This is a genomic window from Coleofasciculus sp. H7-1 (assembly GCF_057473865.1).
Genome location: NZ_JBYCCT010000061.1, coordinates 44,221 through 60,020, shown reverse-complemented (window position 1 = coordinate 60,020; position 15,800 = coordinate 44,221). Strand labels below are relative to the sequence as shown.

11 protein-coding genes are annotated in these 15,800 nt (G+C 47.1%); 7 read left to right on the top strand and 4 right to left on the bottom strand.

What is annotated here, in order from left to right; all coding sequences use genetic code 11:
• Positions 1–212: 212 nt before the first annotated feature.
• On the top strand, positions 213–2,723 hold the full coding sequence (locus AC2VDX_RS15310) for a diguanylate cyclase domain-containing protein (RefSeq protein ID WP_378183194.1): 2,511 nt from the start codon (positions 213–215) through the stop codon (positions 2,721–2,723).
• A 57-nt stretch (positions 2,724–2,780) separates the two neighbouring features.
• Here the strand turns inward: AC2VDX_RS15310 and AC2VDX_RS15305 are convergent, their stop codons facing one another.
• The 3 genes from AC2VDX_RS15305 to AC2VDX_RS15295 all read right to left on the bottom strand — a co-directional run bounded on the left by AC2VDX_RS15305 (position 2,781) and on the right by AC2VDX_RS15295 (position 5,370).
• Positions 2,781–3,515 (bottom strand): DUF1995 family protein, encoded by a 735-nt coding sequence (locus tag AC2VDX_RS15305; protein ID WP_378183191.1) that lies wholly within the window; start codon positions 3,513–3,515, stop codon positions 2,781–2,783.
• Positions 3,516–3,732: 217 nt separating this feature from the next.
• A complete protein-coding gene (locus AC2VDX_RS15300; RefSeq protein WP_378183188.1) occupies positions 3,733–4,923 on the bottom strand; it encodes a cysteine desulfurase family protein in 1,191 nt (396 codons plus the stop codon).
• Positions 4,924–4,989: 66 nt separating this feature from the next.
• The gene (locus AC2VDX_RS15295; protein WP_378183186.1) at positions 4,990–5,370 is read right to left on the bottom strand and encodes a DUF7682 family zinc-binding protein; all 381 of its coding nucleotides are present in this window, start codon (positions 5,368–5,370) and stop codon (positions 4,990–4,992) included.
• Positions 5,371–5,616: 246 nt separating this feature from the next.
• Between AC2VDX_RS15295 and AC2VDX_RS15290 the strand changes: the two genes are divergently transcribed.
• Together AC2VDX_RS15290 and AC2VDX_RS15285 are read left to right on the top strand one after the other, a co-directional pair.
• Positions 5,617–7,452, top strand: coding sequence for a DUF655 domain-containing protein (locus AC2VDX_RS15290; RefSeq protein ID WP_378183183.1), 1,836 nt, complete (start codon positions 5,617–5,619; stop codon positions 7,450–7,452).
• A 106-nt stretch (positions 7,453–7,558) separates the two neighbouring features.
• Positions 7,559–9,190, top strand: a complete 1,632-nt coding sequence (locus AC2VDX_RS15285; RefSeq protein ID WP_378183180.1) for a cyclic peptide export ABC transporter — start codon at positions 7,559–7,561, stop codon at positions 9,188–9,190.
• Between the two features lie 232 nt (positions 9,191–9,422).
• Here AC2VDX_RS15285 and AC2VDX_RS15280 read toward each other — a convergent pair whose 3' ends face one another.
• Entirely contained in the window at positions 9,423–10,892 is a 1,470-nt protein-coding gene (locus tag AC2VDX_RS15280) for a phenylacetate--CoA ligase family protein (protein WP_378183177.1), read from the bottom strand.
• Positions 10,893–11,445: 553 nt separating this feature from the next.
• Between AC2VDX_RS15280 and AC2VDX_RS15275 the strand changes: the two genes are divergently transcribed.
• The 4 genes from AC2VDX_RS15275 (at position 11,446) to AC2VDX_RS15260 (ending at position 15,736) form a co-directional block, all read left to right on the top strand.
• Positions 11,446–12,588, top strand: coding sequence for an aromatic ring-hydroxylating dioxygenase subunit alpha (locus tag AC2VDX_RS15275; protein WP_378183174.1), 1,143 nt, complete (start codon positions 11,446–11,448; stop codon positions 12,586–12,588).
• Complete coding sequence (locus AC2VDX_RS15270; RefSeq protein ID WP_378183171.1) at positions 12,585–13,433, top strand: SDR family oxidoreductase; 849 nt, start codon at positions 12,585–12,587, stop codon at positions 13,431–13,433. The genes AC2VDX_RS15275 and AC2VDX_RS15270 overlap by 4 nt, the downstream gene beginning before the upstream one ends.
• A complete protein-coding gene (locus AC2VDX_RS15265; protein WP_378183168.1) occupies positions 13,430–14,347 on the top strand; it encodes a ferritin-like domain-containing protein in 918 nt (305 codons plus the stop codon). The genes AC2VDX_RS15270 and AC2VDX_RS15265 overlap by 4 nt, the downstream gene beginning before the upstream one ends.
• Before the next feature lie 156 nt (positions 14,348–14,503).
• Positions 14,504–15,736, top strand: a complete 1,233-nt coding sequence (locus tag AC2VDX_RS15260) for a P-aminobenzoate N-oxygenase AurF (protein WP_378183165.1) — start codon at positions 14,504–14,506, stop codon at positions 15,734–15,736.
• The last annotated feature ends 64 nt before the right edge of the window (positions 15,737–15,800 follow it).

The following is a 15,800-nucleotide window of genomic DNA, read 5'->3' as shown; positions in this document are numbered from 1 at the left end:
AACCCAAGCGATCGCATCCATCAAATCGCCTCAACTTCAAATTTCTGAAGCCGCCGCTCAGCGGAAGATTAATAACATTTTATGTTTTCCTTCATCATCATTAGGGCAGATGTGTAAACCTATGGTATGACATCATTCGCTCAGGGGATCGCTTGGCTACTGTTCTTGTGGAGAGGGGTATTTTTGGGCCAATGGTATTAGGAGTTTAGGAAATGAACCCCCATCAATTATTACCCTGGGATGACAATTCGCATCGCATCACTCCTCGTGGACAGTTAGAGCATTTTGAAGAGCTGGTTGCAGCATTCACAGATAAACCGATCCAGACGAGCGAACAACTGCAAAAGGAGATCGTCGAACGACAAAGGTTTGAAACAGCGTTAAGCGAAAGTGAGAGACGATTCCACGCTATTTTTAATCAAACATCCCAATTTATCGCGCTACTGCAATCAGACGGTATTGTCATAGAAGCCAATCAGACGGCGCTAGACTTCGGTGGAATCACTGCAACTGATGTTATGGGTCGTCCTTTTTGGGAAGCGCGGTGGTGGAGCGTTTCGCTAGAGATCCAGGAACGTTTAAAATGCGCGATCGCTCAAGCAGCAGATGGAGAATTCGTGGGTTACGAAGTTGAGCTGCGGGGTGTGGGAGATACTATCGCCATCTTTGACTTCTCGCTGAAGCTTTTGAAGGTCGAAACAGAGTTGGTTGAGGCACAGCATACTCCACCTTTATTGATTGCCCAAGCTCAGAATATTACCGAGTGCAAGCACTCAGAAAACAAGCTCAACCTATGCAATCTGGAACTGCTAACGCTATACAAAATTTCAGAAATCACGCAGGGTACTCAATCTCTTTACACCGCATTTCAAGAGATTGTTGAACAAATTAGTGTTGATACTGGTTTTCCGATTATCACCATCGAACTTTATGACGAAGCGCGGCAAATGATGGTGTTTGCAGGGGTAAAAGGAGTTCCCTTGCCTCCGGATACAACTGTTCTTGAGGTGCCGGTAGACCAGACGCTTTCGGGGACTGTGGTTCGCACGGGTCAGCCTGTCGTAAAGACGGATTTCCCGCAGTCAGACAAGAATGGTAACTCTAATAAAATACTCTGGCAGCCTGGGATTAAAACTTTCATTTGTATGCCGATGATCGTCAACCAAAGGTCAATCGGAGTTTTAAGTCTAGCCCATCTGGAAATTGTTGAATGCGATGATTCATTTCTGAGATGGATCGGAAGCTTGGCTAATTATATCGCTTCCCTAACGGAGCGCAAGCAGGCAGAGCAAGCACTACGAGAAAACGAAGCGAGATATCGTCGAATTGTCGAAACCACAGTTGAAGGGATCTGGGTTCTCGATCCTGAGGGGAATACAGCTTTTGTGAATAACCAGATGGCACAAATGCTAGGACTAACAGCGGCTCAAATGTTAGGCAAGCCTTTGTTTGCTTTTATGGATGACGAAGGTCGCGCGATCGCAGAAGCTTTAATGGAGCGTCGCCGCCAAGGAATTAAAGAACAACATGACTTTAAATTCTGCCGTCAGGATGGCTCCGATTTATGGGCGATTGTTTCTACCAATCCCATCTTCGATCGAGCGGGGAAATATGCGGGTGTCCTGGGAATGCTGACTGATATCACTCAGCGCAAAGCCACTGAAGAGGCACTGTTGCAGCAGGCAAAGCGGGAGTCGTTGATTCGGGTAATTACCCACCAAATTCGTCAATCTCTGAAGCTAGAGGAAATTCTCAACACGACGGTGACGGAAGTGCGACAATTTCTTCAGGCTGACCGGGTAGTAATTTTCCGCTTTCAACCAGACTGGAGTGGCGTTGTCGCAGTTGAGGCGGTCGATTCTAGGTGGACGCCAATTTTGGGATCGACGATTACAGATCGTTGCTTTGCACAAACTTATGTCCAGCCGTACAAAAACGGTCGTATTCAAGCGATTGAAGATATTTATACGGCAGGGATAAGTCAGTGTCACATTGATTTACTGGCTCAGTTTCAGGTAAGAGCAAACTTGGTGGTTCCCATACTCCAAGGCGAGGATTTGTGGGGATTGTTGATTGTTCATCATTGTTCGCAACCGCGACAGTGGCAGCAGCTAGAGATTAATTTGCTCAAAGAATTGGCAACACAGGCGGGAATCGCTATTAAACAAGCCCAACTTTATCAACAGTTGCAGCAAGCAAATCAGGAGTTACAGCGCCTTGCCGTTTTAGATGGTTTGACTCAGATAGCGAATCGCCGTTGCTTTGACCAGTACCTGGATAGTGAGTGGCGGCGGCTGGTGCGAGAGCAAGCACCCTTATCATTAATTTTGGGCGATATCGATTTTTTTAAACTCTACAACGATACTTACGGTCATCAAGCGGGAGATGAATGTTTAAGGGCAGTGGCGAGTGCCATTGAGCGTGCAGTGAAGCGTTCGGCGGATTTAGTGGCTCGTTATGGGGGAGAAGAATTTGCGGTTATTTTGCCAAATACGATGGCTGAGGGAGCAATCCAAGTTGCTGAGAAAATTCGCGCTGAAGTGAAGGCGTTAGCGATCGCTCACGTTAATTCTCCAACAAGTCAGCAGATCACTCTCAGTTTGGGCATTGCCAGTGTGATTCCGACTTCAGAATCCTCACCAGCAATGCTAATTTCCGCAGCAGACACCGCCCTCTATCAGGCAAAAGCAGCAGGGCGCGATCGCTGTTATGCACACAATTAAAAATTAAAAATTAAAAATGAAGGAAGAATGTACCATTTTTAATTTTGGATTTTTAATTTAACGGCTCAGGGTACGGATGAACCGTTGTAAATTGGTGAACAATCCCGGTTTTTTCGGCGTTGGGGTGTCGAGGAAGGTGTCGGTAGTCTGAGTTGTTCCTGCCAGGATTTTGTCAAGTTCTTCGCCCACTGGTTTTTTGGGAACTTCGGCAATTAGCTGATAGTGGTCGTTTGTTTCCTGCCAAACTTGCCAGGGGGACGGGTAGCAGCGCAGCACCGCAGCACCGTCGAGGGGTCTGAGATAGTAGCTGGATTCTAGGGTAGTCAGGAAGCGATCGCGTAATTGTCGTCCCGCGTAGCCAATGCCAATAATGGCGGCATCTTCCAGTTGAGGGTTGAGCAGAACAACCGGGCGATCGCCTGCGGCTTCGCACAGTTTTTCGACTTGCAAAACTTCTACAGCAGAAGGTTCAACGAGCAAGAAAACTCTGTCGTCTGGGTGAATTTTCTCATCTACGGACGATCGGCTACTGCCAATATCTGTAATTTTAAATGGTACCTGTCCCCAGTCGCGGCGGGCAAGGGCAGCTGCCCCGGCGTCGGGGAAGAAAACTTTCAACTCCGATGCCATCTCCTCAAAGACTTCGATGAATTGCAAGGCGACAGGCATCGGTTTGAGTTCTGGGAAGACTAATTCGACCTTGATTCGGGTGTAACCATCTGCGATCGCGGCTTGGGTAGCTTTGCCCGATTGCGCGATCGCTTCTTCTAGTGATTTGGGAAGTTCTGCCATCTGGAAAATTGTTGAATTTAAGTGGATTAAACCAAAATGTCAAATTCATTAAAAAACCTCTCCCTAACCCTCTCCTAAGAGGAGAGGGAACAAGAGAAAGAATGTTTTAATCTGTAAGGGAAATTGCCCCCTTCCCTACCATGCAACGAGGTTGGGGATTAGGTTTAATGTTGTAGTTGATGATTCCCATCTACTTATTACTGTGAGTTGTTAGCATTCAAAATTCTAAACTCAAAACTCGCTCCGGCTGAAAACTAATCCTGGAAACAGGCATCAATCGTTCCAAAACTTGCTTCAGCACCATTGCCGCCCAGTCTACATCGGCTTCCTCCGTGTCCCGTCCCAGGGTGAAGCGAATGCCTCCCAAGGCAAGTGCATCGCTATACCCCATTGCCAGCAAGATGGGGCTGGGGCTGAGTTTACCGCTGTGACAGGCTGAACCAGCACTGATGGCAATTCCAGCCAGGTTCATCTGCCGCACAATGGTTTTTCCGGTGACTTTTTCACTCTCACCGATGACACTGAAACTGACGTGGTGGGGTAGCCGATGCTGCCTGTCGCCGGTGGGGATGAGGTGGGGAACATTCGCTAAATGGGAAAACAGGCGATCGCGCAATTTTATCAATCTCGGTGTCTCTGTTACCAATTCTTGCGCCGCCAACTCAGCCGCCACGCCAAAACCAGCAATGACAGGAACAGCCTGAGTCCCAGAACGCAGCTTCAATTCTTGCCCTCCCCCGCACAATAAGGGCGCTAACTCCACACCAGGGCGGAGATAAAGGGCACCCGCACCCTGAATGCCATAGATTTTGTGGCTGGAAAGAGATAGCATATCCACCGGCAGCTGCTGCACGTCAATCGGCAAGCGTCCAGCGACTTGGACGGCATCGGTGTGAAACAACACCCCGTGGGAGTGGGCAATCTTGCCCAATTCCTCAATCGGTTGCAGCGTGCCGACTTCGCTTTGCCCATAAATAATCGAAACTAAGACTGTATTCGGTTGCAGCGCCTTTTCTAAATCGGTGGGATTCACCCTACCTTTAGTATCTACAGGCAACCGCGTCACCTGCCAACCCCACAACTCCAATAAACGCGCCGGTTCTGACACGGCTGAATGCTCGACGCTGGAGATAATTAGATGCTGGGGCGTCCTGTAGCTGCGGGCAACCCCCATAATCGCCAGATTGTCTGCCTCGGTGCCGCCAGAAGTGAAGATAATCGACTCAGCCGGTGCGTTAATGAGTCCAGCCACCTGAATTCTTGCCAGTTCCAGAACCGTTGCAGCCCGTTGCCCCCACTCGTGCAAACTGGAAGGATTCCCCCACTGCTGGGTGAGAACGGCTTGCATGAGTGCGATCGCTTCTGGGCGAGTGGGCGTAGTAGCACTATAATCCAGATAAATTTGCATGGTTGATTAAGCGACAGGCTGTCTCTTCTTTCAGCATATAGCGCCTCTCGCTAGAGAGTCTCTCGCCTAACCACCCGGTTTGCAGACGTTATATTCTTCGTGAGACATGACTTCTTCTGGCACCAGCTTAGTCCCGCAGTCGCGGCAAATCATCCGGTAGTCGCGGCTCAAGGGGATACTAATAATCAAGCGGTTGTGGCGCATCCGCTTGCCCCGAAATTCTATATAGTTTCTGCTACCCTCTAACCTAGCGATGATGGTTCGCGCCTTGACCACCAAATGAGCGGGAAGATGTCTTAAATTAATCGGATCGAGTGAAAAAGAATCTTCCCACTCCTGTTTTTCCTGTTTTCTTTGAATCCAGGTGGCGCGTTCTTGAACGCAGCGATGGCAAGTTTGACCATAGCCTTTGTGACCGCACGAAAACGTTTTTTTTCTGGTTGGCATAAAAAATAGTGGTGTGGCTTGGTGCCTCCCACCCCCACAAAGCTTTTATCCTGTGGAAACTCTCCGCCGTGGGCGGTTGGACAAGATCAAAATTTTGTCCGCTTGCAGTTTATGTTAATGCAAGAGGGACAAGTCTTTGAGAATCGTTTTCGCTTGCTGACGAAAAATTGGTGATGACACCGCTAATCCATCAGGTTATCGTGTGGGTGATGAAAGAAATTTATGCTTCGATGACGTAAAAAAGGGATGGCTAGTTCGCCTATCCTCTCTATCTATCAGCGAATCCAACTTCCCGTGCATCTTCTTTTTTCCCCACCTGCAATCCGTCTGGGCTTCACGTTACTGCTGGCGCTAACTCTCGGCGCGTGTCAGCGGGTGCAGTCGCAGAATTCCCGTCTCACGCTGCCTCAAGATCCTTTGGTGCAGTCGCACAATTCCCGTCTCACGCTTCTGCCTCAAGATCCTTTTGTTCAGGTATACTTCAACCACGCCCAAACGTCAGAATATACTGAGCCTTACCGCCAGCAACGACGGCAGGGAGATGATTTAGAGCAACAGATTGTCGATGCGATCGCTTCTGCTAAATCTACCGTCGATGTGGCGGTGCAAGAGTTGCGCTTACCGAAGATTGCCACGGCGCTGGTAGATCGCCAGAAAGCTGGGGTAAAAGTCCGGGTAATTTTAGAAAATACCTACACTCGTCCTCTAAGTGCGATTGCTTCAGCAGAGTTAGCGAAACTGCCGCAACGAGAACGCGATCGCTATCAAGAATTTCTCAAATTAGTAGACCGCAACGGCGATAATCAGCTCAGTCCAGCGGAAATTAACCAAGGAGATGCCTTGGTAATGTTACGCAACGCGGGTATCCCTACAATCGACGATACGGCTGACGGTTCCAAAGGTAGCAGCCTGATGCATCACAAATTTGTTATCGTCGATAACGCAAAACTTCTCGTAACTTCCGCTAACTTCACTACGTCCGATATTCACGGTGATTTTGCCAAGCCTACCAGCTTGGGCAATGCCAATAACTTGCTGAAAATAGATAGTCCGGAGTTGGCAACCCTTTTCACCCAAGAGTTTAACGCGATGTGGGGCGATGGGCCAGGAGGCAAACCTGATAGTAAATTTGGCATCAAAAAGCCCTATCGACCCGCACAGCAAGTCAACCTCGTCAAGACCACCGTCACCGTCCAGTTTTCCCCAACATCCACAACCCAACCCTGGAATCAAAGTAGTAACGGCTTAATTGGCAAAACTTTGAGTACCGCTGCCCAAAGTGTCAATTTAGCGTTGTTTGTCTTCTCCGATCAGCATTTAGCGAATATTCTGGAAACCGACCATCAACAGGGCGTGCAGATACGGGCTTTAATTGACCCCGATTTTGTCTATCGCCCCTACAGTGAAGCTTTGGACATGATGGGGCTTGCCTTGGGCAATCAATGCAAGTATGAAGCCGATAACCGCCCTTGGCAAGAACCGATTACTACAGTTGGCGTGCCTCTGCTGCCAAAGGGCGATTTATTGCATCACAAATTTGGGGTATTGGATAAAAAAAACGTCATCACTGGCTCCCACAACTGGTCAGAAGCCGCCAATAGCGGCAATGATGAGACGCTATTAGTCATTGAAAGTCCGACTGTTGCTGCCCATTATGAGCGGGAATTTGACCGCCTTTATGAGAATGCCATTTTGGGTGTTCCTGATGGGATTGGGCAGAAAATACAGGCACAGCAGAAACAATGTCCCCAGCTAACAACAGCTTCTCAACCCTCCCAAACCACCTCAACTGCCAATCCAAAAACCAAACTTCCGATCCCAAAGGCGCAACCAAACCCTAAAAATCTCTCTAAATCTCCTCTGTCCTCCGTCCCTAGCCCTCAGTCCAATTCTGATGCGGTCAACCTCAACACTGCAACTAAAGAAGAAATCGAGGCATTGCCCGGAGTTGGGCCAAAATTAGCTCAGCGGATTATTGAGGCGCGTCAGCAGAAACCCTTTACGTCGTTACAAGACCTTGACAAAGTGCCAGGAGTTGGCCCCAGCTTGCTAAAAAAATTAAGCGATCGCGTGACTTGGTAGCAACTGCTTCTTCTTTCCGGATAGCGACAATTTGCTGACGCTAACGACAAACAGGACTAGCATCTGACAGGATAGTGCTGGTCTTTATCTACTGGGGTGTTATTACATGAAGCTGATCCGCCTTCTCCTCAACAATTCTTGGGTAACAGTCATTCTGGCTGCATTGACGGGTCTTCTCAGCGGTGGTAGCAGTGCAGGTCTAATTGCCTTAATTAACCTCACATTAAGAGATATTCCATTACCAACAAATACCCTTGCTTGGAGCTTTGTTGGTTTGTGCTTGCTTATGTTTGTGACTACGACTGCTTCTCAAGTGCTGATTGCCCGGTTAGCAGAGGAGGTCATCTTCAATCTGCGAATGCTCTTAAACCAACGCATCCTGGCTTGCCCCTTGCGTCACCTAGAAGAAATAGGTTCCTCCCGGCTTCTAGCTACCCTCACAGAAGATATTGAGGCAATTTCTAGTGCCTCTATTTCCGTTTCCGGACTGTTTGTAAATGTCGCCATTTTAGTAGCGTGCCTGCTCTATTTGAGCTGGCTATCTGTGCCTGTCTTCTTTTTCATCCTGGGCTTCATGGTGTTGGGAATCTTTAGTCACACTCTACTGGTGACTAAAGGCAGGGATTCTTTCAAACTTTCCCGTGAAGTGCAAGACAGGTTATACGAGCATTTCCGGACTACCACGGAGGGGACTAAGGAACTCAAGCTGCACCACTCTAGACGCCAAGCTTTTCTCTCCCAAGACCTCCAGTCAGCCGCTGCGTCTTCGCGCCATTATCGAGTTGCGGCGATGAGTATTTTCGCTTTTGCTGCAAGTTGGGGGCTACTGTTGTTCTTCGTTCCCATTGGGTTGCTGATTTTTGGTTTACCCCTGCTAAGAAATATCCCTGTTTCTGTTCTATCCGGCTATGCCTTAACGATCATCTTTATGATTACTCCGTTGCGCGGTCTTTTAAACAGCCTTCCCGATTTAAGCAGAGCTAACGTTGCTTTAGATAAGATTGAATCGCTTGGCTTATCTTTAGTAGCCCAAAGAACTGAGCCGGAGTTAACGCTTCCTATTGATTCAAAGCTAGACTGGCAGTCTTTAGAATTAGTGGGTGTAACTCATGCTTACCGTGGGGAACGGGAAGAACATCGCTTCATTTTAGGACCGCTTGACCTAACTTTTAATCCTGGAGAATTAGTGTTTATTGTTGGTGGTAATGGCAGTGGCAAATCTACTCTTGTGAAGCTGCTGGTTGGGCTATATATCCCGGAATCGGGAGAAATTAAGTTTGACAATAAGCCGATTACGGATAAAAATCGCGACTGGTATCGTCAGCAGTTTTCAGTCGTTTTCTCTGATTTCTATCTCTTCGATCGTCTTTTAGGATTAGACACTCCAGCATTGACTAACCGAACCCAAAAGTACCTAGAAAAGCTGGAATTAGACCATAAAGTGCAGGTAAAAGATGGTGTTCTTTCCACTACTGCTTTATCGCAAGGACAGCGTAAACGCCTTGCTTTATTAACGGCGTATTTGGAAGATCGTCCTATTTATATATTTGATGAATGGGCGTCAGACCAAGACCCTGTATTCAAAGAAGTTTTTTACACTCAACTGTTACCAGAGTTAAAAAGTAGAGGTAAAACTGTTCTGGTTGTTAGTCATGATGACCGATATTTTGAAGTTGCCGATAGGATTGTGAAATTAGACTACGGGAAAGTGGAATATGATAAGGATTTGCATTATTAATACTACTTTTTTGAGGCGGGTAATGGGTTGATTTTAATGCAAGTAAAAACATGACTTTCTATCCAGAACCTCACTCCAACCCTTCTCGTAAACCAACCGAGAGAAGCATCCTTTATCCTCGTTTACAGCTGGTAGGTTGGGTTGAGGTACGAAACCCAACAAAGAGTTAGGTTTTGTTGGGTTTCGTACCTCAACCCAACCTACACTAACTGGGGACGAGAAACGATAGCAATTAAGGACTGACTATTCCTCGTTGTTTTATAGCTTTTTCCGTTGCCTGAGATAAAGCGGGCCAAGGTAAGAAATTAAGCTGCAAAATACGCTTACCAGGAACGTTATCCCAAGCGCTAAAAACACGCTTCCAATCATCAAGAAATTCAGGCTGAACTCGCCCCAAAATTTTCACTAAAGAGTAATAGACGCTACCGCTTACTGCTTCATCGGGTGTGACACCTTGCCGAAGTTCCAGCTTGAATTCTAGATACTGTTGGTCTTCTTCGTAAACAATTCGGGCGCGGTATAGTCCGGTGAGAATATCGTGTAGTTCTTCGCATTTTACCGCTTCGTCTAACATATATTCCGTAAGATTAGTACCTAAAAGAATTAAACAACTATCCGAACGACCCGTGACTGCTAAAATATCCGGAAGCCAAGCGCTAGATTTTGCAATAATCTGGACTAAAGCTTCATCCTGAGAATCTAGGTTATCTGAGGTAAGAATTGCTTTTCTTAATTTCCGCCAACTATATAAATCAACAAGATCGTAGAGAATGTAGCGCACTAGCGGAATTCCTTGCCAACGGGTCACGCAAAAGTGACCATCAACAACTTCCACAAAAGTGTTAGAAGCAATAAAATGAAAGAAGTGAGGAATTGGAGATTTTATACCTAGCGAATTAGCAAGTGTCTGGTTGCGATAAAGCAATTTTCGTAAGGCGACAGAAGCTAGAGATTCAGTTCCAAGTCCTCCTGTATCGGCGCTGGCGTACATGGAAAACATAAATGGAGTATCTTCTGCTATCCCCGCACGATTTTGCAAAGAATTGCGGATACTTTCTGGAAAAGGTTCACCAATTACGATGTATCTTAATTTTTCCAATGGCAGCGATCGCTTGAATTCATTTGCCTTTAGATGAAGATGCGCGATCGCGGATGGTACAATAAATAAAATAATCTGATCCACGAATGGGTTCATCTTGCAGATCATCTCGATAATATCATCGTGCTGGACGCCCGGACAAAATACCCAAAAAGGATAAGGCGTATTCGCTGCCATATTATTTAACGCGCCGGAAAAAGACACTCCTCCTAGAGAACTTCCTAAGCTAAGTCCGACAATTGCTAATGTTTTTTTCTGGTGTACCGCAAAGGTTCGTTCCAGAAATATTCGGGTTTTAAGACCGACAAAACGGCTGGTTGATTTTAAAATAGGCCAATAGAAGGAGTTTCCGGATGAACCGGAAGAACGAGCGATCGCATAAATTTTATCGGCATCATATGCCAACAATTCCTCAAATGAATAAACTAAGGCGTAGGATTTTTTGTCTGACAAAGGTAGCTGGTTAAATGGAACTTGCGCTTTAGTTCCTTGGGTTTCTAAAAATTGTTTGTAAGCAGGTACGTTTCGTTGGGCACGTTTATATACGTTTTCGGCTATTCTTTTTGAACCTAAAGAGTTTTTTAGGAATGAGCGATCTTGCATAGGGTAATGCTAAGTAAGTTGTATTTTTTTAGGAACCGCGAAGGCGCGAAGTACACGAAGGAAAGAAAGAAGAGAGAAGAGGGAAGAAGAGTCTATAAGAAGTATTGGATTTGTAATTATTTTATATTTTTCAGGACTTACGCAACATCACCACATCTGAGGGCAACCACAGGGGGATTGAACCGACAAGAACGCTATATGTATAAGCTTTGCGTAAGTCCTGTTTTTTTTCGCTTAAGACTTTTAGGCAATGGAAAACCGCTTATTTTTTCAATTTGCAATGCTAAACGTAGATTGCTATAAAACCCGCTAAAGGTTGAACAAATTTTTAGTGGTTGATAAATAAAAGATTGCATAAATTGAATTAAAACAAAAATTTACTAAATTAAGTTATAGATGCTAGAAGTTGGCAAATTCTTAGTGTAAGAGAGAAATAGTAGCCCCAAACTGATTTTAGGGTGGGATGGATGTGGGAAAAGTTCCCTGTGTCAAGCTTTCTGGATCGGCATATTCACTCAGGTAGGAAATTTTGAACGCTATTAGTATATAAGTTATGGTGAATTTTAATTTGCAAGCGTCTCATTCTCTTCGGAAAACCAAGACTTTTAACAATCCCGATCGTTTCATTGAGGGGTGGTATTGGGCGATCGCTTCTCGCAATCTTAAGGTGGGGGAGGTTAAGCCTGTAACCCTTTTGGGGAGGGAACTGGCGATTTATCGGGGTGAGGACGGGAAAGCGATCGCTCTCGATGCATATTGCCCCCACATGGGCGCACACCTTGCCGAAGGAAAAGTCGAAGGCAACGGAATTCGCTGTTTTTTCCACAACTGGAAGTATGACCAAGCGGGAAAATGTATCGATATTCCGTGTTTGGAAAAGCCGCTTCCAGCTAAGGTGCAAAGTTGGCCCACGGCGGAAAAGTACGGGATGGTATGGGTTTGGACGGGAGAAACGCCACGACAGCCTTTGCCGTGTCCGCCGGAACTCAAAGACGAAGAATGCGACGGGGCGATCGCGTCTCGCTTCGTGAAGAACTGTCACCCCAACGTGGTGATGATCAACGCTATCGACGCCCAACACTTCAATACCGTTCACAATCTGCCGCTCAAAATTGTGTTTGAGAAGCAGGAAATCGACGAAAACGCGATCGCCTTCAGCAACACCACGCGGGGAGGGGAAGATTCCCTGTTTGTAAAACTAATCCGCCCCTTATACAAAAATGAAGTCACTTATAGTATGTGCTATTGGTACGGCAGCACTGGCACAGTAACCGTTGGGCCAGACTTCCTGCACTTCTACATCATGTTTGCCCTTCGCCTCACCGAAGCCGGAAAAACTGAAGGACAGACTTTATTAATTACTAAGAAGCGTCCCGGTGTTCTCGGCTGGATCTTTAACCGAATCGTGCTTTGGCTGACGAAGATGGTGGGAAATTATTTTGCTAAAGGAGATACCCAAGTTTTCCAAACGATTAAGTTTGACTTTCAGACTCCAACTAAAGAGGACAAGTCGATTATCCAGTTCATTCAGCACGTCGAGAAACAGAAAGCGATCGCCTGGGGAACTTGGCAGATGGCTTTGCCGGACGAACCGGAAAGCAGCGGTAGGGGCGGGTCTTGTGCCCGCCCTGAGCTAGGGATCTCTGCTGTGCCATCCAGCACTCCCTCTTCCTCCCTAACCACGGAGGCGAGATGAAGTCTGTATTGATCGCAGGCTGTTCGTCCGGCTTCGGTCGGGGTATGGTTGATGAGTTTCTCAAGCGAGGTTGGCACGTCATCGGTACGATGCGGAACGCACAACAGCGACGGGAGATCCTCGCAGAGTCGTTAGAAAAGTATAGAGATCGCCTGACTATTCTGAGTCTAGAAATTACCGAACCCAGCCAACGAGATGCCGTAGTTGAAGCAGTTCGGAAAAAAGGTCGGCTGGATTGTTTGGTAAATAATGCAGGCTACAGGTTCTACGGCGCTTTGGAGGATCTTAGCGAGGAGCAAATCCGCCGTCAATTTGAGGTGAATTTCTTCGGTGCGGTGTTCCTGACTCGCGCTTTGCTTCCGTTGATTCGGGAAGCGCAGGGAACCCTAATTTTTATCTCCTCCACTTTCGGCTTCACTGGCTTTCCCTTAACCTCGGCTCATTGTGCCAGCAAGTATGCTTTGGAAGGCTTGGCAGAGAGTCTTTATTACGAGCTTGAGTCCCACGGGGTTCGTGTCGCCTTGGTAGAACCTGGAGCCAGCAAGACGACGAACAATGGCAAGAATATGAGCTGGGGGGAAGGAAACTCTGAAACTTATCGAATTCAGACGGACAACTATCGCAGGCTGAATCAGCAAATTATATCAACGGCTCAGGATAATACGCTTCTTGTCGCCAAACGGGTTGCAGACATTGCCGAAGCAAGCGATCGCTTCCTTCGATTTCGGGTCGGTTGGGACGCCCATTTTACCCATATTTATCAACAAATCTTGCCAGATAGATTGCGCCTGCCTTTATCAAAAATGATCTATCGACGGCTGTTTATCGGGAGCAAAAGCCGATGAATCAATACCAAAAAACAGCAGGCTTCGATTTACCCCACATCCAATCTGACGACAAGCTGCGTCGCGTACTCTCCTCAGCCTTGAAGAGTCGGCTGGGTAACGATCCTGTTTCCCCAGAATTTATGAGCGATCGCTATTGGGACGCCGCTCATTTCAATCTTGAGAAGGTGCAGGTTTTCCAAGATTCCAGCCAACAAGAGCAAGGAGAAATCCTGCGCCTTTGCAGTGGCGGACTCATAGAAGAAGCCTATTTCATCGAAAAAGCTGGAGTCGGTTACATGGCAAAAATGGTGCTGCTGGCAGAAACCACTGAGGAGCGGATGCTTTACGCACTCTTCAGCTCCGACGAAGTGGCTCACCTTGCCCAGATTAGTCGCTTTTTGCCTGAAAAAGACCTCGTGGGGACGGAAGACCCTTTCTTGCGCTTCCTGGCAGATTTGGTGGAAACCCAGGATAAAACAGTCCTGCTATTTGTGCTTCAGATAGTGCTAGAGGGTTGGGGACTGAGCCATTATAGAAACCTCGCCAAAGACTGCCTGAATCCTCAGTTGAGTTCGCTATTTGAAGGATTTTTGCAAGACGAGAGCCGTCACCACGGCACCGGAGTCACTCTGTTCAACCAGATGTCCGTCTCCCAAGCAAGCCGAGCAACCATCATCGAAACCCTAGCCCTATTTTTGCAGATGGTTCGGGTAGGACCTCAGAGCGTCGTTTCCGCCATCGAGCAAGTGAAGGGTCATTTGTCCCGCCAGCAGAAGGTAAGCATCTTCGAGGAACTCGACACAGAAATTCATAGCGGAACTCGTCTCAATCTCCTGCGTTCCCTGATGCGGGGAGAAGCAGCGGGAATTATCGTTCAAGAACTAGAAGATCGGGGGGCGTTTCAGCCTTTCCCCGCACAAAAATGCGTATGAACTCAGCTTTTGAACGAAGAAACCTCTCCCCCAACCCCTTCCCTACCAGAGGAGGGGAGAAACAGCGGGAAGTGGACAAACAGCACAAAGCAACATCCGGCTCCCCCTTCCCTCGTAGGGAAGGGGGCTGGGGGGTTAGGTCTTTAAGGTAATTTGATGATGAATGAAACAATTAATGACAACACGCTTCTAGAAAACCCGAAGGTTTATCAGCAACTTCAGATTAACGAACCCAAAGGCAATACGCTTCTAGAAAACCAGAAAGTCTACCGCAAGCTTCAGATCAACCACACGCGCAATAAACAGCAAGATCATACCCAACTGCTCGATGAAGCCGCCGCATCTTTCCGATATGAAGACTGCAAAGATGAGTATTGGAACCCGGAAGAATTTTCGTTACTCTACGGAACTCCGCTGTGGGAACAAGCTAGCCCAAGTCAAAGGATAATCTTAAACCAACTATACTGGGTGGCTTACTATTCGCAGATCGTTTCCGCAGAAATTGCCACGATTTACTTTAATCAGACTAGCGCCGCTGGACTTTACGCCCAGGAGGACTTCCGCCTAGTTTGCGATACGCTCGACTTAGAATCTGCTCAGGAAAGGGCACATATCAGCGCCTTCAGAAAAGTCTCTAGCGAGGTGGAAGCACAGCTTTTTGGCAAGCGCGTCTTCAGCTATCCCATGCGCGGGCCGTTTGCAGAAACAATGATTTTTGCTGACACCAACGCCCTCAAGACGTGGTGGAAAAAGCTCCAACTGCAAAGCTTTGGAATGCTGTCAGCAGGGAATACTTTTCTCGCCTGCCAATACTTCACTGTTCGGGGTATCCGGACGCTAAACGGTAAATTAGTGCAGCATAAGCTTAGCAACTACTACCAAAAGCATCCCAACCCAGAAAACGCCCCGATTCCCTCAAAAATTTCCTTTTATCACTTCATGGATGAGAGCTTTCACTTTAACAGCTCTACGATTCTCTCCCATGATGTGGTGAAGTGCCTGAAACCGCCAACCGCTTTCGAGAAGCTAGTGGCAAACTTGGGGATAAGCGGCTGTCAGCGAGATCACTATCACTTTTCAGTCGCGATTAACGGGATTTTTTGGTACGACCCCGCCCTCTATTCGGCAATTTACGAGGTATTGCGATCGCCTATTTTTGAAATGAGCGATCGCGATGCCAAAGAAATGATGCGACTGTGCTTCACCGAGGAATCCGAAGGACTGCACCATAGCTACAAAACCCGTACAGAAGCGATGGAGTCATACAAAGTTTACCTCGAAAAAGTTGACTACGCTTGGGTAAGTAACCGGCAAATGTCCATCATGGCTGCTAATTCTATTCCTCAATACCTTGCTACTCAAAATAAGGCAATAGGTAATTGGGGCTAGAAAAAACCATTAGCTATTCCCTATTACTGACTTGACAAATAACAGTGCATACTTTCTAATTTTT